Genomic DNA, 26,235 nt, shown 5'->3' with positions numbered 1-26,235 from the left:
TAGTGAACCTTGTGTGACAGCATAACCCGGCCGCGACAGACAAAAATGGCAGTTTTATGAAGATTGCCGCCGGCTTTACCCCGAATTTTCATCCGGTTATCCTGCCCTATCGGCAAAAGCAGTAGCGTCATTTATACTCAGAGTCAGTTTAACCGGTGGGGCCGGATATGCCGTTTTTCAGTCTGGGAAAATTACTGCGCTTTAACCTGTACTACTGGTTAGCCATTTTAATGCTGGGCCTGCTCAGCTCTTTGCATGCTGCAGCGCTGTACGATAAGCCGTACGACTGGAGCTATCTGCCGATGATGCTTGCCAGCGATCTGGTGGCGATGTTATTAACGGCGGCGCTGGTGGTGTGGACCTATCAGCGTCTGGTGCAGCAGGCATTCAGTAACTGGCAATTACTGACCGGCGTAGTGCTGGTCGCGGCGCTGTATATTCCGGCAGAGAATGCGCTGTGGATGCTGTTGTGGGACAGAGAGATTGTCGATATCCGCAAGCTGATCGGCAATCTGGACACGTCGGTGCTGACGTTTTTCGTCTGGACCGCCTGCTATCTTACTGTGCTACTGTACCAGCAGCAATTGCAGCGCCTGGCGCAAACCAATGAGTTAAGCCAAAAAATTCAGCAGTTGGAGCTGCAGGCGCTAAGCCATCAGCTCAACCCGCACTTCACCTTTAATGCACTGAATTCTGTTTGTGCGCTGCTGGAGGCGCAGCGCTATGACGACGCCGAAACAATGTCTGAGCAGCTGGCGACTTTTTTGCGTTATTCGCTGAGTAAATCACCCGACAGTCTGGTGCAACTGGCCGATGAACTGGCGGCGATTAATGCCTATCTGCAGCTGCAAAAAACCCGCTTTGGCGACAAATTAAAGGTTAACTGGCAGATTGACGATTCACTGAAACGCCAGCGTATTCCGGCGCTGTTGCTGCAGCCGTTGGTAGAAAATGCCATTAAGTACGCTGTCGCCAGCCGTAAGCAGGGCGCCACCATTACCATAGGCGGCACACGTGAGCACAACAGCCTGCATCTGAGTATCAGCGACGATGGTCCGGGTTCACAGGTATCAGCCGACAGCAGCGGCGCCGGGGTTGGTCTGGATAATATCCGCAACCGCTTGTTACAACACTTTGGCGACAGCGCCCGTTTGGATATCGGTGCCAGCCCACAGGGCTTTAAAGTGGATATCAGCTTACCGTGGCAAACAGCATGATAGCAGCCGGCACGCAGCAGCTTCGGCTGGTTAATTTTTGGTACTGGCATCTGCTGTACTGGTTAAGTTATCTGCTGGTGAAATATACCCACCTGGCCGTGCTGGTGCCGTTGCAGAACGAAGCCACCTGGCCATATTTGTGCATTTATAGCCTGCTGACTTTGATCAACATTCTGCTTACCGGCTTACTGGGCCGGCACGAACTACTGCAGCAGCGGCCGTTACTGCAGCAGCTTAAGCGCTTGTTGCTGGCGCTGCTGCCGCTGTGGCTGTTACTGGTGCCGCTGCGGCAATACCTGATCATGCAATACGCTACCGATATGGCGCACGACTCCGGCTCGCCATTGAAGTATTTTCTGGCGTTCTCACTGGTATTGCTGCCGCTGGCCGGTTGGCTGGCGGTGTTTATGCTGATTAAAACCAATCAGCTGCATTACGCCGGTGTGCTGCAACAGCAGCAGTTGGCAAAGCAGGCGCGCCAGGCCAGATTAAAAGTACTGCGTTATCAGCTTAACCCGCACTTTATGTTTAATACGCTCAACGCACTGAATGCGTTAATAGTGCAGCGCAGTGGCCAGGCCGCAGAGCAGCTGATCCAGCATTTATCCACTTACCTGCGCCACTCGTTGAAAAACCAACAGGATGAGTTTATTCCGTTGCAGCAGGAACTGGATGCTTTGTCGGCCTATATGGCAATACAGCAGGTACGTTTTGGTGAGCGACTGCAACTGTGCTGGCAACTACCGCAGCAGCTGCCCACTCTGCGTTTTCCGCCTCTGTTATTGCAGCCTTTGGCCGAAAATGCCATTCAATACAGCGTGGCGGAAATAGCGGGTAACATCTGCCTGCAGATCTGCCTGCAACTGCAGGATGGCTATTTGCAAATTATCCTGGCGCAGCAAGGTGCCGATGCGGGCGCCGGCTGGCCCGATACACAGCAACCGCTAAACTTAATTAATCTCTCTGAGCGGCTACAGCTGTTGTTTGGTAATGCTGCCGCGTTAAATCTCAGCCACAGCACCAGCGGCTTTTACGGCCGGCTGCGCATAGCAACGGAGGCGCTGGATGACAGCCGCACTTAAAGTCATTATTGCTGATGACGAACCTTTGGCTATCAGTAACTTAAAAGCCAAGCTGGCGTTATATACTAATCTGGAGATTATCGACTGCTTTGATAACGGCGATGACACTTTACAGTTTTTACAGACTGCGCCGGATATCGACCTGGTATTTCTGGATATTCAGATGCCGGGCATTAAAGGTATCGACATTTTGCAGCAAGCCGCTAAAGGCTCGGCCATGGCCAAGCCGTTATTTATTCTGGTTACCGCTTATGAGCAATTTGCCTTTTCGGCGTTTGAACATTTCGCCTTTGATTATCTGCTAAAACCGGTGTCGCGCCAGCGCCTGGCGCAATCGCTGCTGGACGCCCGTACGGCGCTGGATAAACTGGCGCCGCAAGCGGTGCCGGCGCCGGTTAACAAGCTGACGTTTAAAACCGGCGCCTCTACCCTGCTGCTCGACGATATTGACATCATGCTGATTGAAGCCGCCGGCAACTATATGTGCATTCATACTTTAAACAACACCCTGATCATACGGGAAACCATGAAAGAACTGCTGCAACGCCTGCCCAAACAGTTTGTCCAGGTGCACCGCTCTACCTTGCTGAATTTGCACCATGTGCACAAGCTGCAACCGCATAATAATGATTACGAATTTCAGCTTAGCAATGGTAAAAAAGTGAATGCCTCACGCCGCTACAAACTGAATTGGGCCGGCCAACTCAGCGCTCTGCCACAACATTAATCTCACCGCTTATCCCCGCCCTGCGCCGGCTTATCACTTGATAACAACGGCGCCACCTCTTACCCCAACGTAGCGGCAACGAGGCAGCAGTATTGCCAAAATAGGGCTATGGCAAACGCCATATGTTAAACAACAGAGGACAGCACGATGAAAACAGCACTTTTATTGGCAATATCTGTAGCAAGTGCCGGTGTGGCAATACCGGTAGCCGCCAATGACTATGTCAAAGGCAGTTATATACATCAGGCTTTGGTGCAGGTGTGCAGCAAAACTGCAGATGATGATCGGTTAGGCTTACACAGCACGCTAAAAGCTTACCGTATCAGTAAACAAGCCGCGGTAGAAAAAGTAGTATGTAACGGCCAGCATTTAACAGACTTTGCCCGCGCCAACCAGGCGGTTAAAGTTACCGCTATGCTGCAGCCTTATGAAGATCGCATTAAAGGCCGTGTAACCATTCAGGATGTTGCTGCAGCGGCAGCGAACTAAAACCGGCAACGGGACAGCGCTATATTGCTGTCCCGCCCTGCTGTTTAATTTGCCGCCGTATCCAGTGGCGCAAAGCTTTTAACTAAATCATCTACCGCTTTCATTTGCAGTAAATAATCTTCCAACTTAGCCAATGGTAAGGCACAGGGGCCGTCGCATTTGGCCAGGTTAGGCTCGGGGTGGGCTTCAATAAACAAACCGGCTAAACCCAGTGCCATACCGGAGCGGGCCAACTGCGCAGCCTGGGCACGACGGCCATCGGCCGAACTTTCACGGCCGCCGGGCTTTTGTAATGCATGGGTGGCATCAAAGATCACCGGGCCGTAGTTTTTCATTTCGTCCATACCCAGCATGTCTACGACGAGGTTATTGTAACCAAAGCAGCTGCCGCGCTCGCACAGGATCACCTGTTCATTACCGGCCTCTTTAAACTTAGTGATGATATGGCGCATTTCATGCGGTGCTAAAAACTGCGGTTTTTTCACGTTTATTACCGCACCGGTTTTTGCCATCGCTACGACTAAATCGGTTTGCCGCGCTAAAAAAGCCGGCAGTTGGATCACGTCTACTACTTCAGCTACCGGCGCCGCCTGATGCGTTTCATGCACGTCGGTGATCAGCGGCACCTTAAAGGTACGTTTAATTTCTTCAAAAATTCTTAAGCCTTCTTCCATGCCAGGGCCACGGTAAGAGTGCACCGACGAGCGGTTAGCCTTGTCGAATGAGGCTTTAAATACATAAGGAATACCCAGCTTAGTGGTGACTTCCACATAATGCTCGGCAATGCGCATGGCTAAATCACGCGATTCCAGTACATTCATGCCGCCAAACAACACGAAGGGTAAATGGTTAGCCACTTGGGTGTTGCCAACCTGAATAATTTGCGCAGTCATAGTTTTTCCGTAGTAAGTTGCCGGCCGCAGGGCCGGCCATGATCAAATCAAAAAGCGGTTAGAAACACCGGTTGTTTGGTTATTGCCACCCGCAGCACCAGACCCAGCCAACCCAGGGCACCTAAAAAGCAAATCCAGCGAATGGCAGCAGTACGGCCTTTAAACGCCATGACGCCCAGCGCTATATAGGCCAGTACTGCCAGCAGCTTTTCTGTCAGCCAGGCGTGAACAAAAGGATACTGCTGCAGCGTGATCATCAATAACACCGCACTGACCAGCAGCAACGTATCAATAACATGCGGCGCAATTTTAAAAAATTTGCGTTGTAATATTGCCGCCGGCTTTAAGCTCATAGCGTAGCGTACTAATAAAAAACTGACACTTAACACCACCATTAACAGGTGAAAATGCTTATAAGCCATATACATAACGTTAATCCTTACTGATTAAAAAAACAGCCAGCGTAAGCTGGCTTTGGTTATTGTTCGCTGTCGGGGTATTTTTGCAGTATTGCTTCCAGTTTGTCGACCCGGCTTTTAAATATTTCTACCAATTTAGGGTCAAACTGCTTACCGGACTCCGACTCAATATTGGCCACTACCTGCTCCAGTGGCCAGGCCGATTTATAACAACGCCGGTGACGCAGCGCATCGTACACATCGGCCAGGGCGGCAATACGGCCATAGATATGAATATCTTCGCCTTTTTTACCTGCAGGGTAACCAGTGCCATCCCATTTTTCATGGTGATCTTGTGCTATCACAGCGCCGGCCTGAATAATGCTGCGTTTAGAGTTTTTCAGTATCTCATAGCCAATGCTGGTATGGGTTTTCATTACCTCCCATTCCTGCGCCTGCAACCGTGTTGGTTTATTTAAAATACCGTCCGGAATACCCACCTTGCCAACATCGTGCAAGGGCGCGGCAAACATCAGCCGCTCGGCTTCCTCTTCCGGCAAACCATAGGCTTTGGCCAGGTCATAACAGATAAAGGCGACCCGCTTCACGTGATTACCGGTTTCTATCGAGCGGTGTTCTACTGCTTCGCTTAAGCGATAAACAATTTCGCGCTGGGTGTCTTCAATTTCATGCTGCAGCTGCACATTTTCATAGGCTATTTGTACATTTTGCGAGAACAGCTCAATCAGCTTTTTTTGGTTTTCCGTAATCACGCCAGGCAAGCCGGAGATATACAATAATGAGCCATGGGTAAATTTACTGGTACAGTACGCCACTAAATAGTTATCGCGATACACTATGCCGCGCGATTGCAGCGCTACTTCAAAAGCATCCATTAATTCAGGCGCCAGCACATCCTGCACCGGTTTGCCCTCTTTGCTTTCAAACTCGCCCTGGCCGGCAAATACCACCAGTTTATGTGGATCTGACACTTCGCCACTGATATTACCGGCTACCATTGACGAGCTGACCAGTAAAGCGTCCTCATTGCAGCCTAAGATAGAGGTCAGCTGCTGCAATACGCCGTCAATAAACTGCTCCATCGAATGCGAGGAAAATAGATCGGCCGAGGCGTTGATAATTTTTTCCAGCCCCTTGCGACTTTGCTCCAATGATAAGATATCGCGGTACGAGCGCAGGCTGGACATAATAACGGTAAACAGTTTTTGCGCCGTCAGTTCAGTTTTCGATTTATAATCGTTAATGTCGTAGTTAATGATCACCTGGCGCTCCGGTGCCTGGCCCGGTTGGCCGGTGCGTAAAATAATGCGCACATGCTCGTTATGTAACTGTTCGCGAATATAGCTGGCCACCAGCAAGCCGGCGTCATCGGTTTCCATTACCACATCCAGCAACATAATAGCTGCATCGGGATGTTGCTCAATCAGTGTTTTGGCTTCTGCGCCGGAATAGGCGCTGAAAAAACTCAGATTTTTATTCTGAAAAGTAAAATCACTGAGCGCCAGCTTGGTAACGGCATGTACTTCCGGCTCATCATCAACAATTAAAATCTTCCAACTGCCATGCGATACCGTTTCGACATGCTCCGGTTCTTCCGCAAATAAAAAATCATCATTCATCCGCTTTTCCTTAGCACTGATTCTGGTTAGAAAAGTATGAATAAGTTATATGCTGTATCGTTAACGCGGTCAAAGAAAAAGCCGTTAAAAGCCAAAATCAACCGCCGAGGCAACCGCCGCTGATGCGCCAGTTATTACCATAGTCGCGTTTTGATTCAACCTGAGTAAAACCAGCCTGTTGCAGCAACTGCCGCACCGCGTCAGCCTGATCATAGCCATGCTCCAGATACAACCAGCCGGTGTCATGCAGATACTGTGGTGCCTGTTGCACTATATGCGTGATGTCAGCCAGACCTTGTTGCTCTGAGGTCAGCGCCGTAATGGGTTCATAGCGCAGGCTGGCTAAGTGCGTATCGGCCGGGTCAATATAAGGCGGGTTACTGACAATTAAATCGTAGCGCTGTGCGCCCAGTGCGCTAAACCAATTGCTCTGCAACACTGTGCAATTAGGAATATGCAGCCGCTGACGGTTACGTTCGGCCAGTTGCACCGCCTCAGTAATATAATCCACCGCGGTAAGCTGCCACTGCGGCTTATTATGCGCCAGCGCCAGCGCAATAGCGCCGGTGCCGGTGCCTAAATCCAGCACCCTGGCTTGTGCCGGTAACGGCAAGGCTAATGCCTGCTCTACCAACAGCTCAGTGTCAGGCCGCGGGATCAAGGTGCTGGGGGCCACTTCAAGCTGTAAATCAAAAAAGTGCCAATGGCCAAATAAGTACGCCAGCGGCCGGCCCTGTAAGCGCTGTTGCAGCAGCTCGCCCAGCGCCGCCAGCTCAGCGTGGCTGAGTAGCCGTTCAGGGTAGCTGTAAAGATAGCTGTTACTGACACTCAGCACATGACACAGGCACAACCTGGCTTCAATATCTGCCGTAGGGCTGACCGCCGCCAGCTGTTGCTGGCTAAGCTTCAGCCACTGTGCCAGTGATACGGCGGCGGACACTTAGCGGTTCTCGTCGGCCAGCGCGGCTAACAAGTCGGCCTGATGCTCGTGTTTCAGCGGCTCTAATACCTGATCTAAATCGCCTTCCATTACCTCGTTTAAGCGATATATGGTGAGGTTGATGCGATGATCGGTTAAACGGCCCTGCGGGAAGTTATAGGTGCGGATGCGCTCGGAGCGATCGCCACTGCCCACTAAGGAGCGGCGGGTAGATTCTTCCACCAGACGGCGTTTTTCATCTTCGGCTGCCTGAATACGCGATTGCAGCACGCTCATAGCGCGGGCGCGGTTTTTATGCTGCGAACGTTCATCCTGACATTCCACCACTATGCCGGTAGGTAAGTGGGTAATGCGAATGGCAGAATCGGTACGGTTAACGTGCTGACCACCGGCACCGGAGGCGCGGAACGTATCTACTTTTAAATCGGCCGGGTTAATTTCTATTGCTTCGCTTTCCGGCACTTCCGGCATAATGGCGACGGTACAGGCCGAGGTATGCACCCGGCCTTGTGATTCGGTGGCAGGTACACGCTGCACGCGGTGGCCGCCGGATTCAAATTTCAACGTACCGTAAGCGCCCTCGCCTTGTACGCCGGCAATAATTTCTTTATAACCGCCGTGCTCACCGTCGCTGGCGCTGATCACTTCGAGTTTCCAGCGGCGTTTTTCGGCAAAACGGCTGTACATGCGAAATACGTCACCGGCAAAAATAGCCGCTTCATCACCACCGGCACCGGCACGAATTTCAATAAAACAGCTGTTATTGTCGTTCGGATCTTTGGGCAGCAATAAAATTTGCAAGTCCTGATCCAATTGCTCAATCCGTTCTTTGGCGGCTTTGTATTCTTCCTGCGCCATTTCGCGCATATCCGGATCGCTGTCTTTTTGCATCTCTTCAGCTGAGGCTAAATCCTGCTGCGCCTGCTGATAATCGGCAAAAGCTTTGCTGATATCTTCCAGTTGGCTGTATTCTTTTGACAGCTCGCGGAATTTAGTTTGATCGCTGATCACTGAGGCGTCGCTTAATAGCGCCTGCACTTCTTCGTAACGCTCAGCCAGGCCTTCCAGCTTGCGGTATACCGATTCTTTCATGGTGTTTTATATGCCTGATTACAGATCTAACAAAGTGTTGATCAAGGTTTGTTTATTCAGTTCGTCGTCTTGCACTAACTGGCGAATGGCTTTGGTTGGGCTGTGCATCAGCCGGTTACTCAGTTTAGTGGAAAATTCTGCCAGTACTTTTTCAGCATCCTGGCCGGCAGCCAACTGATTGACTGCCTTAGCTAATAATTCGCTGCGCACCTGCTCACAGCGTTGGCGGTAATCGCGCAGCCAGTCGACACTGCCCTGCAGGGTTAACCACTGAGCAAATTCAGCTGCACCTATCGCTATCATCTGTTTTGCCTGCTCAGCGGCTTGCTGGCGGTTATTCAGGTTTTGCGCCACTATCGACTGTAAATCGTCTACCGTATACAGATAAGCATCCTCCAGTTCAGCCACCTGCTGCTCTATATCGCGCGGCACGGCTAAATCGACCAGAAACATCGGCTTATGTTTACGCTGTTTCAGCGCTTGTTCTACCATGCCTTTACCGACAATCGGCAAGGTGCTGGCAGTAGAGCTGATAACAATATCGGCGTCGGCCAGCATCACCGGCACCTGGGCTAAGGTAATGGCGGAGGCAGAAAATTGCTCAGCTAAGTGCACAGCCCGTTCATAAGTGCGGTTAGCAACCGTGAGTTGTCCGGCGCCCTGCTCTTGCAAATGCTTTGCGACCAGTTCAATGGTTTCGCCGGCACCAATCAGCAATACCCGTACTTTGGCGAGGTTACCGAAAATTTGCTTTGCCAGGCTTACCGCAGCAAAGGCCACCGATACCGCATTGGCACCAATATCGGTTTCCGTACGCACCTGTTTGGCCACCGCAAAGGTTTTTTGAAATAAACGCTCAAACTGCGGGTTAACGGTGCCGGCACTGCGTGCCTGGTTATAAGCTTGCTTAACCTGGCCGAATATTTGCGGCTCGCCCAGCACTAAAGAATCCAGCCCCGCAGCCACCTGCATCAGATGCTCTGTTGCGGCGTTATCCTGGTGCAGATACAAATGCGGCTGTAATTCCTGGCCATCCACAGCATGAAATTGTGCTAACCAGGCAATTACCTGTTCCGCTTGGCTGGCGCTGCCGTTAAAATACAATTCAGTGCGGTTACAGGTAGATAAAATGACTGCATCGGAAATACTGGTTAAGGTAGTCAGCTCGCGCAAGGCTTCAGGCAACTGCTCAGGCGCAAAAGCAACTTGTTCGCGCAGGGCAACCGGTGCCGTTTTATGATTAATGCCGAGTGCGAAAATGGCTGTCACCTGTATCATCAGAATTGTCAGGGGGCGAATTGTACAAAAAGCCCCAACTTAATAAAAGCTAAGAAAGCACAGTGAAGGACTTTAGTGTGGTGTATCGGTTTAAGTGTGCCTGGTTGATGGTTATTTTTAGCCTGTTACTCAGTGGTTGCAGCCTGTTTCAACGCCCGGCGCTTACAGCAGCGCCGCTTAGCAATAACGAGCGCGAGCAGCAAATACAAGCCCTGCAGCAGTTTTCACTGCAAGCAAGCGTGGGCATTAAAACGCCGCAGGATTCTATCAGCGCCAATTTGCGCTGGCAGCAGCAGGATGCGGCGCATTATCAGGCCAGGTTAAGTAATTTTCTCGGTATCAGCTTATTTGAGCTGAGCCAAAGCGAATATGGCAGCGAAATACTGCTCAAAGGCGAAACCTACCGCGCAGCAGATACCAGTACTTTACTGTTGCAGCTGTCCGGCTGGTCAATGCCGCTGCAGGATATGCCGCTGTGGTTACGCGGTTTACCCGGCAGCAACGGCCGCAATATAGTGCGCGATGCACAGGGCCGTGTTACCGGCTTTAGTTTAACTGACAGCACCGGCATAGTGTGGCAATTGCAATATCAGAGCTTTTTTGCCGACAGCCTGGCGCTGCCTAAACGCTTGTTGCTGCAAAGCAATGACAGCCAAATTAAAATTGTGGTCCGGAGCTGGCAATGACAAAGCTAACCTTGCCCGCTGTGGCCAAACTGAATTTATTTTTACATATTACCGGGCGCCGCCCGGATGGCTACCATAACCTGCAAACCTTGTTTCAACTGCTGGACGTGGGCGATGAGCTGAGTTTTAGCCTACGCGATGACACTGACATCACACTCGATTGCAATGACGCGCAGCTGATAAACGAGCAAAATCTCGTCTTACGTGCGGCGCGTTTGCTGCAACAGCACAGCAAATGCACGCAGGGCTGCGATATCTATCTGGCTAAACGCCTGCCAATGGGCGGCGGTTTAGGCGGCGGTTCATCCGATGCGGCCACTACCTTGCTGGGGTTAAACAGGTTATGGCAGCTGGGATTACCGCTTGATACTTTGGCAGAACTGGGGCTGAAACTGGGCGCTGATGTACCGCTGTTTGTCCGTGGTTACACCGCATTCGCCGAAGGCGTCGGGGAAAAATTATTACCGCTGCCAATGCCGGAGAAAGTTTACCTGGTGGTTACACCAGATTGTCATATCAGCACCGCGGAAATCTTCCAACACCCTGATTTAATTCGCGATACCCCTACAGTAGCCTTTGAGCATGTGTTAACAGCGCAGTGGCATAACGACTGCCAGCCTTTGGTAGAACGGCTCTACCCTATTGTTGCAATAACCTTACAGTGGTTGGTAGAATACGCGCCGTGTCAAATGACGGGTACTGGCGCCAGTGTGTTCGCCGCATTCCCGGACCAGACCAGTGCTCAGCATGCTCTTGCGCAATTACCGCCGTCCTGGCGTGGTTTTATTGCCAAAGGGGTCAACCAGTCACCTGTGTGGGCTGCGTTGGCAGATACCGAATAAGTAACCGCAGCGGTGTTGTTGCCGCTGTTAATTGATAAACCGGACTCACCACCGCCCTGAGGATCCTACCGTGCCTGACATGAAGGTTTTCGCTGGTAACGCCATACCAGAACTCGCAAGTAAAATCGCCAGCCGTCTGTATATTAAACTTGGAGATGCCGAAGTCGGCCGTTTCAGTGATGGGGAAGTTAGTGTCCAGATCAATGAAAATGTGCGTGGTTCTGATGTGTTTATCATCCAATCTACCTGCGCTCCGACTAACGATAACCTGATGGAACTGATTGTCATGGTCGACGCCCTGCGTCGTGCCTCAGCCGGCCGTATCACTGCAGTAATGCCGTACTTCGGTTATGCCCGTCAGGATCGCCGCGTACGTTCTGCGCGGGTGCCTATTACCGCCAAAGTAGTCGCAGACTTTTTATCCAGCGTAGGCGTAGACCGCGTATTAACGGTAGATTTGCACGCCGAGCAAATTCAGGGTTTCTTCGATGTGCCGGTAGATAACGTGTTCGCAAGCCCGGTGCTGCTGGACGATATGCGCAAAAAAGGCTTTACCTCGCCGGTAGTGGTATCACCGGATATCGGTGGCGTAGTGCGGGCCCGCGCTATTGCCAAACTGCTGAACGACGCTGATTTGGCCATTATCGACAAACGCCGGCCTAAAGCTAACGTTGCCCAGGTAATGCATATTATCGGTGATGTGAAAGATCGCGATTGTATTATTGTTGATGACATGATCGACACCGGCGGCACCTTGTGTAAAGCCGCTGAAGCGTTAAAAGAGCAAGGCGCCAAGCGCGTATTTGCCTACGCCACCCACCCGGTATTTTCCGGTGGCGCGGCAGAGAATATCGCTAATTCGGTTATCGACGAGCTGATTATCACCGACACTATTCCGCTGAGCGCCGAAATGAAAGCGGTAGCTAAAGTACGCCAGTTAACCTTGAGCGAAATGCTGGCCGAGTGTATCCGCCGCATAAGTAACGAAGAATCTATCTCTTCAATGTTTGATTAATTAATTCTGCAACAAATAAAAAAAGCACTTTGAACGGTGCTTTTTTTATTTATCATCAAATATCTTGTTTTTATATCTTTTTAATCACACAACTGAAACATTTAAAACGCTATGTTAACTGCCGCTCTAGCCAGTTACCGGTTAAAGCAAAAGACAACATTCAGCTTATGTGGCGTTAGTACCTCATTGCGCCGGATGCAGCCTGAATAAAACTCACTATAACGTTGCTTTACTCTCAGTGTGGAGAAGTACATGATTAAAAAAAATAAGATTTTATTGCTACTTGGTTGTATCGGATTTCCGTTAGCAGCCTATGCAGATATTATTATTCCCTCCGATTCAACGACCCAATTTTATGAAGATAATGCGCAATTTAACACTGTGGCGCCATCAAGTGAATCTGGTTGGGGCTGGAGTTCCGCCGCATTCTGTGACCCCTACGATACGGGCTGTGATACCACGGTTGCGCCACCGGTAGATACACCACCGGCAAAACCACAACGTATTGCGGTATCAAGGACTGCAGGCTCGCCAACCGTAAAATTAAACTGGGCGGCAGCATCACAGGGCGTTGGCAGCAATTTCAGGTATGAGGTGTACCAACAGCTGAAAAACGGTGCAAATAGCAAAATATATTCCGGAACCGGCCGCTCGATTAATTATAACGCCGGCAGTGACAAAACCGCGAAATACCAAGTCAAAGCGTGTAATAGTGCAGGATGCAGCGCATTGAGTGAAAGTGGCTATTTTGCAATAAATACAACTTATAACAACGGTGGCGCTACCACTATGCCACTGGAGTCCTATCAACCTCCCCAAGTTGCCAATCTGGGCAAATCATCAGCAACATCAGATGTGTATACCTTAACGGAGACCGATACAGCACTGTCTGTGTTGGGCAACGGCTTTGACGCTATTAAAGGTGAGGTATTTGGCAATACTTGCTGGAGCTCTGCAGGTGCTGACAAGTTAGATACAGTGCAAAATATTAACGAACAAAAATACAGTTTTCGTCAAGTTGACAGCTATGAATCTTTGGCTACCAGTCTGGAGCTGAAACGCTCCGGCGGTGGTTCACTGTCTTTTGGTGGATTCTCTATAGGCGGCTCCGGCAGCTCATCACTCTATAGCGAAACATCAAAAGTTACAGAAAGCTCTGTAATAGTGGCGTCGTTCGTTGATAAACGGAAGAAGTTCCAGGCCAAACAAGCCTATGAGCTGTCTATGGCCCCTCAGTACACCAACTTGCTGACTTCTGGTCAGAAGCTTGAGTTTCGTAAAGCATGTGGCGATACCTTTATTGACACGGTAACAACCGGTAGAAAAATATTGTTTACGATTCGCGTTGAAAGTGTGTCCAGTTCTTACAGTGAAATTAAGAACAAAACACTTGAGTTAAAAGCCTCTCTTGATCAATACAGTGCAGATGGTAATTTTTCTTCCAGTGAGAAATCGGCACTGGAACAAGAATACCGGGGTTACACCTTTGAAATTATCGGCACACAAACCGGCGGATCTTCGCCGTCAAATTTGTTACGGTTAAATAGCATTACCGAACTGATGACGGTACTGAATAACTTCGCCGATAGCACTAATGATGATCTGGTGGCTATTGCCTCAACCGAGCGTGATTACCCAATCCCGTCGTCAATGGGTGGCAGCCACTTTAGTGTCTTTACTAACTATCCGGTTTATCGTGACATTTTAACCGCATGGGGTCGTTTAGACAGTCAAGTTGAGCAGCGCTGCTGGATGTTAAACAGCGACAAAGTCGGCTTCGACGTTGTTGGCAGAATTGCCGCCGCCATGGGCATGAAGTTTTTTGAAGGCAATGTGAGCCAGGAACATTTATGCAGCGCCACCAAAGATATGATAGACCGCGGCATCAACTATTGTGCTAACCAGGGTGAATGGAACAAATGTGCATTACCCACGGCATCGGCTTGTATCGATAGCATCAACCAAGGGCAATGTATGCAGCGTCCGCAGTTAATTTCATTCAAGCAATTTGCACTGGCTGAGCGTCGATTGGATTTAGCCCGTGGTGGTTGCGCTATTGGTCCCTGTAAAAAAAGTGCGACTATTCAACAGTGCTTTGCTACTGCTGACACCGTGCCGGATTACTCGCGCAACAAAGTCATTAGTAACAGCTATGTTCCAACGTCCGTCCCTGGCCTGGTTGTGACAGTTGACCGTGCCTGGCAGGTGAATTACGTCCGCAACAGCATTAGCAACGGTTCCGGAAAATATTGCCTGGGCTCTTCTGCTGAAGTTTATGGCAAAGGTGGCTGGGGTTCCGGTGGTCGATATGAGTCCAATAATCAAATGTTTGGCTTTAAGCTAATCGATAACATCAATTACGCATTGTAGCCACGTCAAAATGAAAAGAGGCAGCGGATACTGCCTCTTTTATAAGGGATTTTTTTATGTATCTTGAACGCACATGGCAGCTCAATAACGCCAGGTATAAATGCATACTACCCGCATACTTACATAACATAGACCTTAGTAAGCTTTCGCCATTACCAGTACTAAAAACCGCTGACATAGATCAGCATTTTAAGATCAAAGACTTCACCGCCCGCTATTTGGCCGGCGGCGTCTGTTTAAAAGAAGGTCGAACCGTATCAAGGCGAAGATTGGCATTATGCTCGTTAAATCTGGCGCCGGAGGACTACCTGGCAACTATGGTGCATCAGCAGACCAGGCAATATACAGACGCAGTAACCCGCTTTAGCCAAACTGATATAAGTCTCCCGCTACTGTGCCAACTGCAGGCGCAACTAAACAGTAACGATAAACAAAAAGGCCAAATCAGAACTGTGCAAAATTGGCTTGGTGGTCCATCGCCGGATAAAGCGCACTTTGTGCCGCCTCCTGCAGAATATCTGCCGCCAATGCTGGAAGACTGGCTCAATTTTATCTGTACACACCAGCCTCCCGGTCTTGAACACATTATTGCAATCAGCAATCAGTTGATATTACTGCACCCCTTTACCGATGGTAATGGTCGTTTGCATCGGGCACTCACCGACAGTTTGCTGTCGGCGCAAACTCAACACCCTGCGAGTTATATCAGCCCTTTTTTATACCGACTTGGGCATTGCCACAGCGGATACCACAAAACCCCGACAGCGATACTGCATGGCGACTGGACACAGGTATTAGCGTTTTGGTCTGACGCTATAAACTGGAGCAATGAAACCAGTGCCTGGCTGCTTAGCACGATACAGCAGTTGCAAAAAACGCTGTTGCAATCACTTGCGCTTCGCACCACAACACCAGCAATAACATCTATTTTGTCGTTATTAATCAACCAACCTATTTTAACCACCCGACATACTGCAAATTTAACTCAGTTTTCAGAAGCCGAAGTTCAATTCGCGCTCGATACCTTAGTAGAATTTGGCACTTTGCAGCGCTATCAACTTCGGCAACCAATAAACAGCATAATTTATGAGTGCAAATGGGTATTTGATGCCTATCTCGCTATGGATGAGCGCCTGTTTATCAGCACCGCGCTGCAATAAGTAAATTATTTGCTGAATACCGGGCCCGGTGGTAATATGTCGCGCCCCTGAAAAGGGCATCCAGCCTGAGACTGGTCGCGAGTCTTGGGAAACCTTAATTTTTGGAGTACACCATGTCTGATGCAATTTTTACATTAAATGCAGAAGTCCGTACTGACGCGGGGAAAGGTGCGAGCCGCCGCCTGCGTCACGAAGACAAAGTACCAGCTATCATCTACGGTGGTAGCAAAGCCCCGGTTTCTATCACTTTAGAGCATTCTAAACTGTTAAAAGCTCAAAGCTTCGAAGCGTTTTACTCTCACATCCTGACTATCAAAGTGGGTAAAGAAGACGTAAAAGCGATCGTTAAAGCTATGCAACGTCACCCGTTCAAGCCAAAAATCATGCACGTTGACTTCCAACGCGTTGAAGCCGGCCACGAGCTGCACACTATTGTTCCGATCCACTTCTTAAACGAAGATGCACCGGTCAAGAAAGGCGGCGTAGTAGTACATGGCGCGAACGAAATCGAAATCTCTTGTCTGCCAAAAGACTTACCAGAGTTTATCGAAGTTGACATGAGCGACGTTGAAGTAGGCACTACCCTGCACTTATCTGATCTGAAAGCGCCTAAAGGTGTTACTTTCGTTCAGTTAACTAAAGGTGCCGGCCATGACTTAGCCGTTGTATCTGTTAACAAACCAGCTGGTAAAGCAGCTGATGCAGAAGAAACTGAAACTGCTGAGTAATGTCTGACACTACTCAATCAGCCATTCAGTTGATTGTGGGCTTGGGTAATCCGGGCCCGGAATACAGCCAGACACGGCACAATGCCGGTGTCTGGTTTGTTCAGCAGCTGGCCCACGCCTTTAATGTCAGCTTAAAAAACGAGCCGAAGTTTTTCGGTTATACCGGCAAGTTTGTCTGCGCCGGGCAAGAATTCAAGTTACTTATTCCCTCTACCTATATGAATTTAAGCGGTAAAGCCGTGCTGGCTATGGCACAGTTTTACAAGCTGACAGCTGAGCAAATTCTGGTGGCGCATGATGAAATGGCGCTGGAACCGGGTGTAGCAAAATTTAAACTCGGTGGTGGCCATGCCGGTCATAATGGCCTGCGCGATATTATCTCCCGCTTGGGTAATAACCAAAACTTTTATCGCCTGCGCTTAGGTATTGGCCATCCGGGCCATAAAGATCAGGTTACCGGTTATGTTTTGGGCAAAGCCCCGGCCAGTGAACAAAACCTGATTGAACAAACAATAGATGAAGCAGCGCGTTGTTTTGATATTCTGGCCCGTGATGGCCTGGTAAAAGCACAAAACCGTCTGCACAGTTTTAAAGCCGGCTAAAGCAGCAGGCGCAGCAATTTCCAGCACGTAAAGGATACTAATTATGGGTTTCAAATGTGGCATCGTCGGCTTACCTAACGTAGGCAAATCCACCCTGTTTAATGCGTTAACCAAGGCAGGCATTGAAGCGGCTAACTTTCCGTTCTGTACTATTGAACCGAATACCGGCGTAGTACCGGTACCGGATCTGCGCCTGGATAAGCTGGCGCAAATTGTTAACCCACAGCGCGTGCTGCCTACCACGATGGAATTTGTTGATATCGCCGGTTTGGTAAAAGGCGCATCGCGGGGCGAAGGCCTTGGCAATAAATTTTTGGCTAACATCCGTGAAACAGATGCTATTGGCCATGTTGTACGCTGTTTTGACGATGAGAACATTATTCACGTCGCAGGCAAAATTGACCCGGCTGACGATATCGATACCATCAATATGGAATTGGTATTGTCTGATATGGACAGCGCCGAGCGCGCTATTTTCCGTGTCAGCAAAAAAGCTAAAGGCGGCGATAAAGACGCCAAAGCCGAGATGGCAGTGCTGGAAAAGGTTAAAGTGCATTTAGAGCAAGGCCATACGCTGCGCCAGCTCGAGCTGGATAAAGAAGAAAAGGCCTTAATTGCCTATATGAACTTCTTAACCATTAAACCAACGATGTATATCGCTAACGTAATGGACGACGGCTTTGAGAATAACCCTTACCTGGACATAGTACAGGCTATTGCCGACAAAGAAGGTGCTATCGTCGTGCCGGTATGCGCTGCTATTGAATCGGAAATTGCTGAGCTGGACGAAGACGAGAAAGCCGAGTTTATGGCCGATATGGGCCTGGAAGAGCCGGGCTTAAACCGCGTGATCCGCGGCGGTTACTCACTGCTTAACCTGCACACCTACTTTACCGCCGGGGTAAAAGAAGTACGCGCCTGGACTGTTGCAGTAGGTGCCACCGCACCACAGGCGGCCGGCGTTATTCACACCGACTTTGAAAAAGGCTTTATCCGCGCTGAAGTAGTCGCCTATAACGACTTTGTGCAATTTAACGGCGAAGCCGGTGCCAAAGAAGCCGGTAAATGGCGTTTAGAAGGTAAAGACTACATTGTAAAAGATGGCGATGTAATGCATTTCCGTTTTAACGTTTAAAGGTTTTTCCGAGTGAAAAAAGCCGTTGTTTGCCGACAACGGCTTTTTTATTGCTTGTGAAAACCGCTCGGACAGCAGCAAGACTGTGCCAGCATTATTTCGCCAGCCTGTTAGCAAATTGCGACACCGCAGCTACAACTTTCTGTGCAGCTTCCTGGATTTCATCAATGGTTACCTTAGCCTGGCCAACCAGATTGGTGACATCTTTTGCCTGTTGTTGGCCGCTTTCGATAATGCTTACCGCTCCACCAGAAAGCTGCTGATTACGGCTGACTACCTCGACAATTTCAACAGTCGCCGCGCTGGTTCGGGAAGCTAATTGCCGCACTTCATCAGCCACCACAGCAAAGCCTCTGCCTTGATCACCGGCACGGGCCGCTTCTATAGCAGCATTCAGCGCCAGCAAGTTGGTCTGGTCCGCTATACTACTGATACTCTGAATAATTGAACCGATAAGCTGAGACTGTTTGGCCAAGTCATTTATATTATCCACCGCCCTTGTCATCTGTAACTCAAGCTGACTCATCATCGCCGTCATATCATTCATTACCTGAATACCACGTTTTGCGCTGTCATCAGTGGCCTGTGATGTCTCATACGCTACCTGGGCAGCGGTAGATACTTCAAGCTCCTGCTCCACTTGTTCAGTGATCACTGTGGCAAACTTAACTACTTTGTAGTACCTACCTGTTGCGTCCTCTATTGGATTGTACGAGGCTTCGAGCCATACCTCCCTGCCAGCTCGATCTATCCGCTTAAAGCGTGCAGCAATAAACTGTCCTTTGCTTAATTTTTGCCAGAACAATTCATAATCTTTACTGTTTGCAATGTCCGGCGGACAAAAAACCCGGTGGTGCTTGCCCTTAATTTCGTCTTGTTTATACCCCATAGCTGCCAGAAACAGTTCATTCGCCGCCAATACATACCCTGCCATATCAAATTCAATTACTGCGGTAGACCGCTGCATGGCGTTAATCAGACTTTCGTACTGCTGTGATGTTTCAATAGTTCTGGTCAGGTTGGTAGCAAAGACTTCAAAGTGGTCCATATTATTTTTTCGATCGCGGATTGGACAAAGTGCTGCCCTAATCCAAAATTGCTGCCCTTGGCGGTTTGCAATCTGCCAGGCACCAATCCAGAAATTACCGGCCCCCAAAGCCTTTTGCATTTTGTTAAAGTGCTCTGTTGTTCGTAATTCAGCAGGTACCAGCTCCTTGATATTCCGACTTATAGCATCCGCCTCGCTTATCCGTGTTTCTTTGATAAAATTATCATTCACCGATTGGATGCCACCGCCGGCATCAAGTCTCAGATATATCATCTGCTTGCTGACACTGGCATTGGCCTGTTTCAACATGCTTATTTCATCTTTTAACCGTTCATTCTCTGCCCGTAGAGCTTTTTTTCCGAAACCGCCAAACATTACCACCTCCTTAGAAGTTAGCTGTAAAAACTTATAAAACTTAGCTTACCTAACTTGAATACACGAATTATTAAGTACATAAATCGTTAAGACACAACCACAGTACAAAGCTGCGCAATATTTACATCTGATACGCGTCAATCTTGTTTACCGACTATATATTTGTCTGAAACTACAGCGACATGGGCAAAAAAACAGCAAACAGGCCAAAGTTATTCGCATCGACAGAAAAAACGGTTGACGCTATAGGGGCAGTTCTGGATAATACGCGCCACTTGCTTAGGTCAAGTTAGCGTGGCTACATAGCTCAGCTGGTTAGAGCACAGCACTCATAATGCTGGGGTCGCAGGTTCGATTCCCGCTGTAGCCACCACTTAACTTTACCTGTGCATGCGGGGATGGCGGAATTGGTAGACGCACTGGATTTAGGTTCCAGCGCCGCGAGGTGTGAGAGTTCGAGTCTCTCTCTCCGCACCACTTTTAAAGTGGTTGCACACAAGTTTTTGCAGGGGCGTAGCCAAGCGGTAAGGCAGCGGGTTTTGATCCCGCCATGCGTTGGTTCGAATCCAGCCGCCCCTGCCATTAATTCAGTGAACGTAGTTTTCGTAACATCCTGCCAAACGACGATCACACATAAGTTTCAGTAGGGGCGTAGCCAAGCGGTAAGGCAGCGGGTTTTGATCCCGCCATGCGTTGGTTCGAATCCAGCCGCCCCTGCCATTAAACAGAAAAACCCAGCTTAGGCTGGGTTTTTGCTTTTTGCTTTTTGCTTTTTGCTTTTTGGTTAGAGTTGTTTTGGCTTAAATTTGCCGGTTACAACTTCTTTTGTGCTCGCCACAGCAACTCGTCCTTATGCCTACGGCAGGACTCAAACACTCTGTGGCTGCGCCAAAAGAGTTCTAACCTCCTTAATCTGAACCCACGGCATAACGCGCTACTAAGGTTTTCAACATAGTGCTACGAGCTGCAAGGTTTAGCACCAGCTGACGTAGCTTACGCAGCGGGGTTATGTCGTTACCAAAGGTGTGGTAAAAACCATCCATCGCGCTCATCATTAATAAATTGGCCGGCTTACGTTTACGCTGATAGCTTTGCAGCAGTTGCTCACTGCCAATATCACTGTTGTGCCGTCTGGCGTCGATAATCAGTTCTGTCAGCAGTTTAGCATCAGCAAAACCCAGGTTAACGCCCTGCCCTGCCAGCGGGTTAATAGTATGGGCAGCATCGCCGGCCAGTACTACGCGACCGGCGTAATAGCGGTTAGCATCCATCCGTGCTAATGGGAACCAGGAGCTGGCGACTACTTCTACCTCGCCTATCTGCGGCGGGAAAGCTTTAATCAATTGCTGCGTTAACTGTGCCGGAGTAAGTGCCGCCAACTGTTTTACTTTAACCGCCTCTTCATACCACACCACTGAGCCTTGCTGGCCATTCAGTGGCAAAAAGGCTTTTGGCCCGGTTGGCGTAAATTGCTGCCAGGTTACATCCTGCTGCGGGTAAGGCGTATTTACCAGTGCGACCAAACACGCCTGACGATATTGCCAACCGTTAGTGCCAATACCGGCTAACTGCCGCAGTTGTGAGTTACCGCCATCGGCGGCTACCACCAGCTTACTGCTAAGCTGCTCGCCACTATCGAGCGTTACTATAGCGCTATCTGCCGTTTGCTTAAGCGCCGTTACTGAGGATGGGCAAAACAGCCGCACATTAGCGCCAAATTGCTGCCACAGCGCCAGCTGCAACAGGTTGTTCTCGACAATATGGCCTAAATGGCTGCGTTTAATATCTGCTGCATTGAATGTGACTACACTGTGTGGTTGCTCAAACGCCTGTAAGCGCTGATAAGGGCATAGCCGCATTTGCTCTAAGGCTGGCCAGGCGCCAAGCTGTGTTAGCCAGGCTTCGCTGGCCAGATTAATCGACGATACGCGCAAATCCGGTGCGCTATCTGGCTCAAACTCCGTCGGCGCCTGCTTTTCTATTAACGCCACCTGCAACCCCGCCTGACTGAGTGCCACAGCAATAGCCGCGCCGACCATGCCGCCGCCAACGATGCTGATATCAAACTGTTGCAGCGTATTTTTGCTTGTCATAAATGTATTTCTTCTTAGCTGTTAGTGGCATTGTACGCCAGACGGCGATAAAAACGGAAACCGGCTTTTTTATCTCAGGCTGAAAGCAAAACCGCGTTGTCCCTGTCTGTGTTGACTGACTCAGTATCTGACAACAAGGACACAGACAATGAAAATCTACCTGACGGCCACCCTGGCGGTATTGTTCAGCATCAAACTTATGGCTGCTCCGGCCATCGCTCCCTCACCTGAGCAGGTAACACCGCTGCTGAACGGCTTAACCATTCCTGCAGTTAACTTAACTACTGCAAATAATCAAACTGTAGCGCTTAAGCAATTGGTACAGCAAAAACCCAGCGTACTGGTGTTTTACCGCGGTGGCTGGTGCCCGTATTGTAATGCGCAATTAGCCGCACTGCGTGATATAGAACCGCAGCTTAACAAGCTGGGGTACCAGCTGATTGCCATCACGCCGGATAGCGTAGCGTCGATCACTAAAAGCTTAAACGACACCGGCGGCCAGCAGTTGAATTATACCTTGCTGTCTGATGCCAACTTCGCCGCCAGCAGCGCCTTTGGCCTGGCCTATTATCTGGATGACAAAACCGCGGCAGCCTACAAAGGCAAACTTGGCAGCTTAATTACCACCGAACAGGGTACGGAAAAAGTGGTGCTACCGGTACCGGCGGTGTACATCGTCAATACCCAAGCTGAGGCGCTGTTCAGCTATGTACATATCAATTACAAAACCCGGTTAGACAGCGAATTACTGCTAAAAGCGGCAGAGCTGGCACTGCAATAAACGTCTCTCTTTTCAGGTCGTCTCTCACCTGTTTACAGCAGCGGACACTGTCATATTTTCCGCTGCTGTTTTTTTATTAAAAAGCGTTGACGACAGGGCAAAAATACGGCATTTTTCGCGCCCTGTTTGGCAAGTATCTGAAGGGATGCTAGCCTGTTGGTTTTACCCTCTGCCGGAGATAACTGATGCGTAAAGTAACCGTTGCTGCAACCCAAATGATTGGCGGCTGGAATGTGGATGAAAACATTGCCCGTGGCGAGCGCTTAGTACGCGACGCGGCAGCCAAAGGTGCACAGATCATCCTGCTGCAGGAGCTGTTTGAACGCAATTATTTCTGCCAGAAACAAAAACCGGATTATTTAGCCTTTGCTACTACAGTGGCAGAGAATAAAGCCGTGGCGCACTTTACTAAGATTGCCAAAGAGCTGAACGTAGTGCTGCCAATCAGCATTTACGAGCGCGCCGGTAACTGCCTGTACAACAGCGTGGTTATTATCGACGCTGACGGCGAGAACCTGGGTACTTACCGTAAAAGCCATATTCCGGATGGCCCGGGCTATAGCGAGAAGTACTACTTCACGCCCGGCGATACCGGCTTTAAAGTCTTCGCCACCAAATACGCTAAAATCGGTGTCGGCATTTGCTGGGATCAATGGTTCCCCGAGTGCGCGCGCAGCATGGCATTAATGGGCGCCGAGTTGCTGTTTTACCCGACGGCTATTGGCAGCGAGCCACACGACCCGACTATCAGCTCACGCGATCACTGGCAACGCACGCAGCAAGGCCACGCTGCTGCTAACCTGATGCCGCTGATTGCCTCTAACCGTATCGGAACCGAGACCGAAGGCGATTACCATATTACCTTCTACGGCAGCTCTTTTATTGCCGACGAAACCGGTGCCAAAGTACAGGAAGCCAATGAAACCGACGAAGCCGTGCTGGTGCATAGCTTTGACTTAGACGCTGTTGCTGCTACCCGCCGTGCCTGGGGTATCTTCCGTGACCGTCGTATCGATATCTACGGCGCTGTTATGACCAAAGATGGCGAAACTAAACAACCTGTTAAACAAGGTGGTAACTAAGTGGCCTTTACAACACTACAAAGCACGCCACGTGCCGATGGTTTTAGCATGCCTGCCGAGTGGGCGGCGCATAAGCAAACCTGGATGGTGTGGCCGGAGCGTACCGACAGCTGGCGTTTAGGCGCCAAACCGGCGCAAAAAGCTTTTGTTGCAGTAATAAAAGCCATTGCCGGCTTTGAGCCGGTAACGGTAGGTGCTTCTGCGGCACAGTATGCCAATGCCTTGTCGCAGCTGACCGACGTGGGCACGAAGTTCCCTATTCGGGTGGTAGAGATTTCCAACAACGACGCCTGGTGTCGTGATACCGGCCCTACATTCGTTACCAATGCGCAGGGTGAAGTACGTGGTATCGACTGGACCTTTAACGCCTGGGGCGGTTTGAACGGCGGTTTGTATTTCCCGTGGGATAAAGACGACCAGGTGGCCAGCAAAGTGCTGGGCATAGAGCAACTGCCACGCTACCGCACTGACGGCTTTGTGCTGGAAGGCGGCGCTATTCACGTTGATGGCGAAGGTACCCTGTTAACCACAGAGGAGTGCTTGTTAAACAGCAACCGTAACCCGCATTTAAGCCGTGAGCAAATTGAGCAACAGATGCGCGATTATTTGGGTATCGACAAAGTATTATGGTTAGAAGACGGCATTTTTAACGATGAAACCGATGGCCACATTGATAACATGGCCTGTTTTGTTAAACCCGGCGAAGTGGTGCTGGCCTGGACGGATGACGAAACCGATCCGCAATATGCCCGCAGCAAAGCGGCTTTGGATTACTTAGAAGCAGCCACCGATGCTAAAGGCCGTAAAATAAAGGTGCATAAGCTGCCGGTACCGGCACCGATTATCGCCAAAGCCGAAGAGTACGCCACAGTAGATGCCACCATGAGCGCCATTCCACGCGAGGCCAACGCCCGTTTGGCCGGCTCATACATTAACTTTTATTTGTGTAACGGCGGCTTAATACTGCCTACTTTTGATGATCCGAACGATAAGGTAGCCGCAGATATCCTGCAAAGCCTGTATCCGCAGCATAAAGTAGTAACAGTGCCAGGCCGCGAGATTTTGCTTGGCGGCGGTAATATTCACTGTATTACCCAGCAACAGCCATTAGCTTAAGCGAGCAATACTATGTCCAAAGCCTGCGCCTTACATATACTGGTTAAAACCCGGGAACAAGCAGACAAGCTAAAACAGCAACTGCAAAAAGGCGCGGACTTTGGCAAACTGGCCAAACAGCACTCACAATGCCCGTCGGGTAAAAAAGGCGGCGACTTAGGCGAGTTCCGTAAAGGCCAGATGGTAAAAGCCTTTGATGATGTTGTATTTAAAGGCCCGCTATTAGAAGTGCAGGGCCCGGTAAAAACCCAGTTTGGCTTTCACCTGATTAAAACCCTGTATCGCAGCTAGCGAATACAGTAGCTAGCTTAAGCTGACAATCTGGTTAATGGCACTGATACTGCCGGTTTGCCAAATCATCTCATAATGCGCGCTTTGCACCATCTGTGTCACATATTGCGGGCTGAACAAGCCCCAGCACAGCGCCCCGTTGTTACGTACCGAGCCATATTGCACCCCGGCACTGCCCTGCTCACGTAAACTTATACCCAGTGCATGCGCTGCACTGTAATCTTGCGGATGATAAATGCTGTGTTGAGGTGCTAAGCCGGTTAGATCGGTCAGGCTAACATCGCTGAACTCACAACTTAAAGCTTTAAACACAAAACGCTCATACGCCAGCCCGGGCACCCTGCTCCAATAGCGGCCCTGATGATAGGCCACCTCGCTGATAGCAGTTTGCACGCTGTCAGCCAGATACAGCACGCCAAAGCGGCCGTCAGAAAAGCGGCTGCCCGCGGGGTTAACATGAGTAAAAGGCGCTACGGCATACGAGCAGCCGGCAATACCAAACGGAATGCTGCTGCGGGGCAATAAACTTAAATTCCCTGCCTGTGCCAGCAGCCTGGGGTTGGTTAACGCTTGTAGCTCAAACAAGGCATCGAACTCATCGGCATCAGCCACATCATCAAACACCGATACCGGCGGATACTTGGAATTAATCAAGCGATAGCTACGCTGCTGTTGCAGTTTAACCTGTGGTAACTCATCCGGCTTTTCAGTTGCCTTTATTACCACATGCCACCACGCAGCGCATCGATATGTTTAAAGGTTTCGTACAGCGCAGCAAACTGGCCGCTGCTGATAATATCCAGCGGGCTGTTACCGTTAAAATACGGGTTATGGTTAGGCAGTGCCATAAAGCCATACAGGTTTTGCGGGTTATCAAACAGCAACCGTAAGCAGCTGTGGATATTCAACAGATAGCTTATGCGCTCTACCTGGTCCTGCGTTAAGCTGGCGCAGTAAGGATCATTACGGTACTTGTAATACGCCGCTTTGGAGATTTGCAGCATACGCTGGATTTGCTCGGGCGAGCATTGCCATTTATCCAGAATAGTAAAAACCGTTTTAAGCCCTGTTGCGGCGACTTGCCGTTGGCTTTGTCTGTCGAGCTGTACTGCCTGCATAACAACCTCGTGCCTGACTAAATTATTATCAATATAG

General features: G+C 49.8%; 25 protein-coding genes, 4 tRNA genes and 1 pseudogene. 20 read left to right on the top strand and 10 right to left on the bottom strand.

The genetic code is table 11. The annotated features are described in order from the left end of the window. Positions 1–167 precede the first annotated feature (167 nt). From Q8O77_RS10320 to Q8O77_RS10305, 4 genes are all read left to right on the top strand, one after another. The gene (locus Q8O77_RS10320) at positions 168–1,217 is read left to right on the top strand and encodes a sensor histidine kinase (protein WP_305552779.1); all 1,050 of its coding nucleotides are present in this window, start codon (positions 168–170) and stop codon (positions 1,215–1,217) included. Next, positions 1,214–2,299, top strand: coding sequence for a sensor histidine kinase (locus Q8O77_RS10315; protein ID WP_305552778.1), 1,086 nt, complete (start codon positions 1,214–1,216; stop codon positions 2,297–2,299). Before Q8O77_RS10320 ends, Q8O77_RS10315 begins: the two co-directional genes overlap by 4 nt. Beyond that, a complete protein-coding gene (locus Q8O77_RS10310) occupies positions 2,283–3,026 on the top strand; it encodes a LytTR family DNA-binding domain-containing protein (RefSeq protein ID WP_305552777.1) in 744 nt (247 codons plus the stop codon). The genes Q8O77_RS10315 and Q8O77_RS10310 overlap by 17 nt, the downstream gene beginning before the upstream one ends. Positions 3,027–3,173: 147 nt before the next feature. After that, entirely contained in the window at positions 3,174–3,515 is a 342-nt protein-coding gene (locus tag Q8O77_RS10305; protein ID WP_305552776.1) for a DUF3718 domain-containing protein, read from the top strand. A gap of 44 nt (positions 3,516–3,559) precedes the next feature. On the opposite strand, the gene kdsA is transcribed toward Q8O77_RS10305, so the two are convergent. From kdsA to hemA, 6 genes are all read right to left on the bottom strand, one after another. Continuing rightward, the gene (gene kdsA, locus Q8O77_RS10300) at positions 3,560–4,408 is read right to left on the bottom strand and encodes a 3-deoxy-8-phosphooctulonate synthase (RefSeq protein WP_305552775.1); all 849 of its coding nucleotides are present in this window, start codon (positions 4,406–4,408) and stop codon (positions 3,560–3,562) included. Positions 4,409–4,455: 47 nt separating this feature from the next. Then, positions 4,456–4,836 carry a SirB2 family protein gene (locus Q8O77_RS10295; protein ID WP_305552774.1) on the bottom strand — a complete coding sequence of 127 codons (381 nt, stop codon included), beginning with the start codon at positions 4,834–4,836 and terminating at the stop codon, positions 4,456–4,458. A 50-nt stretch (positions 4,837–4,886) separates the two neighbouring features. After that, on the bottom strand, positions 4,887–6,446 hold the full coding sequence (locus Q8O77_RS10290; protein ID WP_305552773.1) for a response regulator: 1,560 nt from the start codon (positions 6,444–6,446) through the stop codon (positions 4,887–4,889). A gap of 97 nt (positions 6,447–6,543) precedes the next feature. Further along, positions 6,544–7,386 (bottom strand): peptide chain release factor N(5)-glutamine methyltransferase, encoded by an 843-nt coding sequence (gene prmC / locus Q8O77_RS10285; RefSeq protein ID WP_305552772.1) that lies wholly within the window; start codon positions 7,384–7,386, stop codon positions 6,544–6,546. Next, positions 7,387–8,478, bottom strand: a complete 1,092-nt coding sequence (gene prfA, locus Q8O77_RS10280) for a peptide chain release factor 1 (RefSeq protein ID WP_305552771.1) — start codon at positions 8,476–8,478, stop codon at positions 7,387–7,389. Between the two features lie 18 nt (positions 8,479–8,496). Beyond that, the gene (hemA, locus tag Q8O77_RS10275; protein ID WP_305552770.1) at positions 8,497–9,756 is read right to left on the bottom strand and encodes a glutamyl-tRNA reductase; all 1,260 of its coding nucleotides are present in this window, start codon (positions 9,754–9,756) and stop codon (positions 8,497–8,499) included. Positions 9,757–9,818: 62 nt separating this feature from the next. Between hemA and lolB the strand changes: the two genes are divergently transcribed. The 8 genes from lolB to ychF all read left to right on the top strand — a co-directional run bounded on the left by lolB (position 9,819) and on the right by ychF (position 18,294). Then, on the top strand, positions 9,819–10,442 hold the full coding sequence (gene lolB / locus Q8O77_RS10270; protein WP_305552769.1) for a lipoprotein insertase outer membrane protein LolB: 624 nt from the start codon (positions 9,819–9,821) through the stop codon (positions 10,440–10,442). Next, the gene (gene ispE, locus Q8O77_RS10265) at positions 10,439–11,284 is read left to right on the top strand and encodes a 4-(cytidine 5'-diphospho)-2-C-methyl-D-erythritol kinase (protein WP_305552768.1); all 846 of its coding nucleotides are present in this window, start codon (positions 10,439–10,441) and stop codon (positions 11,282–11,284) included. The genes lolB and ispE overlap by 4 nt, the downstream gene beginning before the upstream one ends. A 79-nt stretch (positions 11,285–11,363) precedes the next feature. After that, positions 11,364–12,299: a ribose-phosphate pyrophosphokinase gene (locus Q8O77_RS10260; RefSeq protein ID WP_371133475.1), complete on the top strand. Its 936-nt coding sequence runs from the start codon at positions 11,364–11,366 to the stop codon at positions 12,297–12,299. A 252-nt stretch (positions 12,300–12,551) separates the two neighbouring features. Then, complete coding sequence (locus tag Q8O77_RS10255) at positions 12,552–14,669, top strand: hypothetical protein (RefSeq protein WP_305552766.1); 2,118 nt, start codon at positions 12,552–12,554, stop codon at positions 14,667–14,669. A gap of 269 nt (positions 14,670–14,938) precedes the next feature. Further along, positions 14,939–15,829, top strand: coding sequence for a Fic family protein (locus tag Q8O77_RS10250; RefSeq protein WP_305552765.1), 891 nt, complete (start codon positions 14,939–14,941; stop codon positions 15,827–15,829). Positions 15,830–15,942: 113 nt separating this feature from the next. Further along, positions 15,943–16,557 carry a 50S ribosomal protein L25/general stress protein Ctc gene (locus Q8O77_RS10245; RefSeq protein ID WP_305552764.1) on the top strand — a complete coding sequence of 205 codons (615 nt, stop codon included), beginning with the start codon at positions 15,943–15,945 and terminating at the stop codon, positions 16,555–16,557. Further along, positions 16,557–17,159, top strand: coding sequence for an aminoacyl-tRNA hydrolase (gene pth, locus Q8O77_RS10240; protein WP_305552763.1), 603 nt, complete (start codon positions 16,557–16,559; stop codon positions 17,157–17,159). Before Q8O77_RS10245 ends, pth begins: the two co-directional genes overlap by 1 nt. A gap of 43 nt (positions 17,160–17,202) precedes the next feature. After that, positions 17,203–18,294 carry a redox-regulated ATPase YchF gene (gene ychF, locus Q8O77_RS10235; RefSeq protein WP_305552762.1) on the top strand — a complete coding sequence of 364 codons (1,092 nt, stop codon included), beginning with the start codon at positions 17,203–17,205 and terminating at the stop codon, positions 18,292–18,294. 172 nt (positions 18,295–18,466) lie between these two features. Here the strand turns inward: ychF and Q8O77_RS10230 are convergent. Continuing rightward, positions 18,467–19,588, bottom strand: a pseudogene (locus tag Q8O77_RS10230) (methyl-accepting chemotaxis protein); the annotation flags it as partial. 425 nt (positions 19,589–20,013) lie between these two features. Here Q8O77_RS10230 and Q8O77_RS10225 point away from each other — a divergent pair. The 4 genes from Q8O77_RS10225 to Q8O77_RS10210 all read left to right on the top strand — a co-directional run bounded on the left by Q8O77_RS10225 (position 20,014) and on the right by Q8O77_RS10210 (position 20,437). Next, a tRNA-Met gene (locus tag Q8O77_RS10225) sits at positions 20,014–20,090 on the top strand. Between the two features lie 19 nt (positions 20,091–20,109). Continuing rightward, positions 20,110–20,194, top strand: a tRNA-Leu gene (locus tag Q8O77_RS10220). Positions 20,195–20,224: 30 nt separating this feature from the next. Then, positions 20,225–20,299 (top strand) — tRNA-Gln (locus Q8O77_RS10215). Positions 20,300–20,362: 63 nt separating this feature from the next. Beyond that, a tRNA-Gln gene (locus Q8O77_RS10210) sits at positions 20,363–20,437 on the top strand. Between the two features lie 188 nt (positions 20,438–20,625). Here Q8O77_RS10210 and Q8O77_RS10205 read toward each other — a convergent pair. After that, entirely contained in the window at positions 20,626–21,810 is a 1,185-nt protein-coding gene (locus Q8O77_RS10205; protein WP_305552760.1) for an FAD-dependent oxidoreductase, read from the bottom strand. 148 nt (positions 21,811–21,958) lie between these two features. Between Q8O77_RS10205 and Q8O77_RS10200 the strand changes: the two genes are divergently transcribed. The 4 genes from Q8O77_RS10200 to ppiC all read left to right on the top strand — a co-directional run bounded on the left by Q8O77_RS10200 (position 21,959) and on the right by ppiC (position 25,080). After that, positions 21,959–22,591 (top strand): peroxiredoxin-like family protein, encoded by a 633-nt coding sequence (locus Q8O77_RS10200; RefSeq protein WP_305552759.1) that lies wholly within the window; start codon positions 21,959–21,961, stop codon positions 22,589–22,591. A 182-nt stretch (positions 22,592–22,773) separates the two neighbouring features. Beyond that, a complete protein-coding gene (aguB, locus tag Q8O77_RS10195) occupies positions 22,774–23,673 on the top strand; it encodes an N-carbamoylputrescine amidase (protein ID WP_305552850.1) in 900 nt (299 codons plus the stop codon). Then, complete coding sequence (aguA, locus tag Q8O77_RS10190; protein ID WP_305552758.1) at positions 23,674–24,789, top strand: agmatine deiminase; 1,116 nt, start codon at positions 23,674–23,676, stop codon at positions 24,787–24,789. Between the two features lie 12 nt (positions 24,790–24,801). Further along, positions 24,802–25,080 (top strand): peptidylprolyl isomerase PpiC, encoded by a 279-nt coding sequence (gene ppiC / locus Q8O77_RS10185; protein ID WP_305552757.1) that lies wholly within the window; start codon positions 24,802–24,804, stop codon positions 25,078–25,080. Between the two features lie 12 nt (positions 25,081–25,092). Here ppiC and Q8O77_RS10180 read toward each other — a convergent pair whose 3' ends face one another. Together Q8O77_RS10180 and Q8O77_RS10175 are read right to left on the bottom strand one after the other, a co-directional pair. Continuing rightward, on the bottom strand, positions 25,093–25,806 hold the full coding sequence (locus Q8O77_RS10180) for an RES family NAD+ phosphorylase (protein WP_305552756.1): 714 nt from the start codon (positions 25,804–25,806) through the stop codon (positions 25,093–25,095). Then, positions 25,800–26,198, bottom strand: coding sequence for an antitoxin Xre-like helix-turn-helix domain-containing protein (locus tag Q8O77_RS10175; protein ID WP_305552755.1), 399 nt, complete (start codon positions 26,196–26,198; stop codon positions 25,800–25,802). The genes Q8O77_RS10180 and Q8O77_RS10175 overlap by 7 nt, the downstream gene beginning before the upstream one ends. Between the last annotated feature and the right edge of the window lie 37 nt (positions 26,199–26,235).

This window comes from Rheinheimera sp., from assembly GCF_030690345.1.
Lineage (GTDB): Bacteria > Pseudomonadota > Gammaproteobacteria > Enterobacterales > Alteromonadaceae > Alishewanella.
Note: the sequence above shows the minus strand (reverse complement) of the source record. Positions and strands in the feature narration are given on the sequence as shown.

Excerpts from the sequence above, each read along its gene's own strand:
- Q8O77_RS10320 (WP_305552779.1), top strand. The coding sequence starts at position 168 with ATGCCGTTTTTCAGTCTGGGAAAATTACTGCGCTTTAACCTGTACTAC.
- Q8O77_RS10315 (WP_305552778.1), top strand. The coding sequence starts at position 1,214 with ATGATAGCAGCCGGCACGCAGCAGCTTCGGCTGGTTAATTTTTGGTAC.
- Q8O77_RS10310 (WP_305552777.1), top strand. The coding sequence starts at position 2,283 with ATGACAGCCGCACTTAAAGTCATTATTGCTGATGACGAACCTTTGGCT.
- Q8O77_RS10305 (WP_305552776.1), top strand. The coding sequence starts at position 3,174 with ATGAAAACAGCACTTTTATTGGCAATATCTGTAGCAAGTGCCGGTGTG.
- kdsA (WP_305552775.1), bottom strand. The coding sequence starts at position 4,408 with ATGACTGCGCAAATTATTCAGGTTGGCAACACCCAAGTGGCTAACCAT.
- Q8O77_RS10295 (WP_305552774.1), bottom strand. The coding sequence starts at position 4,836 with ATGTATATGGCTTATAAGCATTTTCACCTGTTAATGGTGGTGTTAAGT.
- Q8O77_RS10290 (WP_305552773.1), bottom strand. The coding sequence starts at position 6,446 with ATGAATGATGATTTTTTATTTGCGGAAGAACCGGAGCATGTCGAAACG.
- prfA (WP_305552771.1), bottom strand. The coding sequence starts at position 8,478 with ATGAAAGAATCGGTATACCGCAAGCTGGAAGGCCTGGCTGAGCGTTAC.
- hemA (WP_305552770.1), bottom strand. The coding sequence starts at position 9,756 with ATGATACAGGTGACAGCCATTTTCGCACTCGGCATTAATCATAAAACG.
- ispE (WP_305552768.1), top strand. The coding sequence starts at position 10,439 with ATGACAAAGCTAACCTTGCCCGCTGTGGCCAAACTGAATTTATTTTTA.
- Q8O77_RS10260 (WP_371133475.1), top strand. The coding sequence starts at position 11,364 with ATGAAGGTTTTCGCTGGTAACGCCATACCAGAACTCGCAAGTAAAATC.
- Q8O77_RS10255 (WP_305552766.1), top strand. The coding sequence starts at position 12,552 with ATGATTAAAAAAAATAAGATTTTATTGCTACTTGGTTGTATCGGATTT.
- Q8O77_RS10245 (WP_305552764.1), top strand. The coding sequence starts at position 15,943 with ATGTCTGATGCAATTTTTACATTAAATGCAGAAGTCCGTACTGACGCG.
- pth (WP_305552763.1), top strand. The coding sequence starts at position 16,557 with ATGTCTGACACTACTCAATCAGCCATTCAGTTGATTGTGGGCTTGGGT.
- ychF (WP_305552762.1), top strand. The coding sequence starts at position 17,203 with ATGGGTTTCAAATGTGGCATCGTCGGCTTACCTAACGTAGGCAAATCC.
- Q8O77_RS10205 (WP_305552760.1), bottom strand. The coding sequence starts at position 21,810 with ATGACAAGCAAAAATACGCTGCAACAGTTTGATATCAGCATCGTTGGC.
- Q8O77_RS10200 (WP_305552759.1), top strand. The coding sequence starts at position 21,959 with ATGAAAATCTACCTGACGGCCACCCTGGCGGTATTGTTCAGCATCAAA.
- ppiC (WP_305552757.1), top strand. The coding sequence starts at position 24,802 with ATGTCCAAAGCCTGCGCCTTACATATACTGGTTAAAACCCGGGAACAA.
- Q8O77_RS10175 (WP_305552755.1), bottom strand. The coding sequence starts at position 26,198 with ATGCAGGCAGTACAGCTCGACAGACAAAGCCAACGGCAAGTCGCCGCA.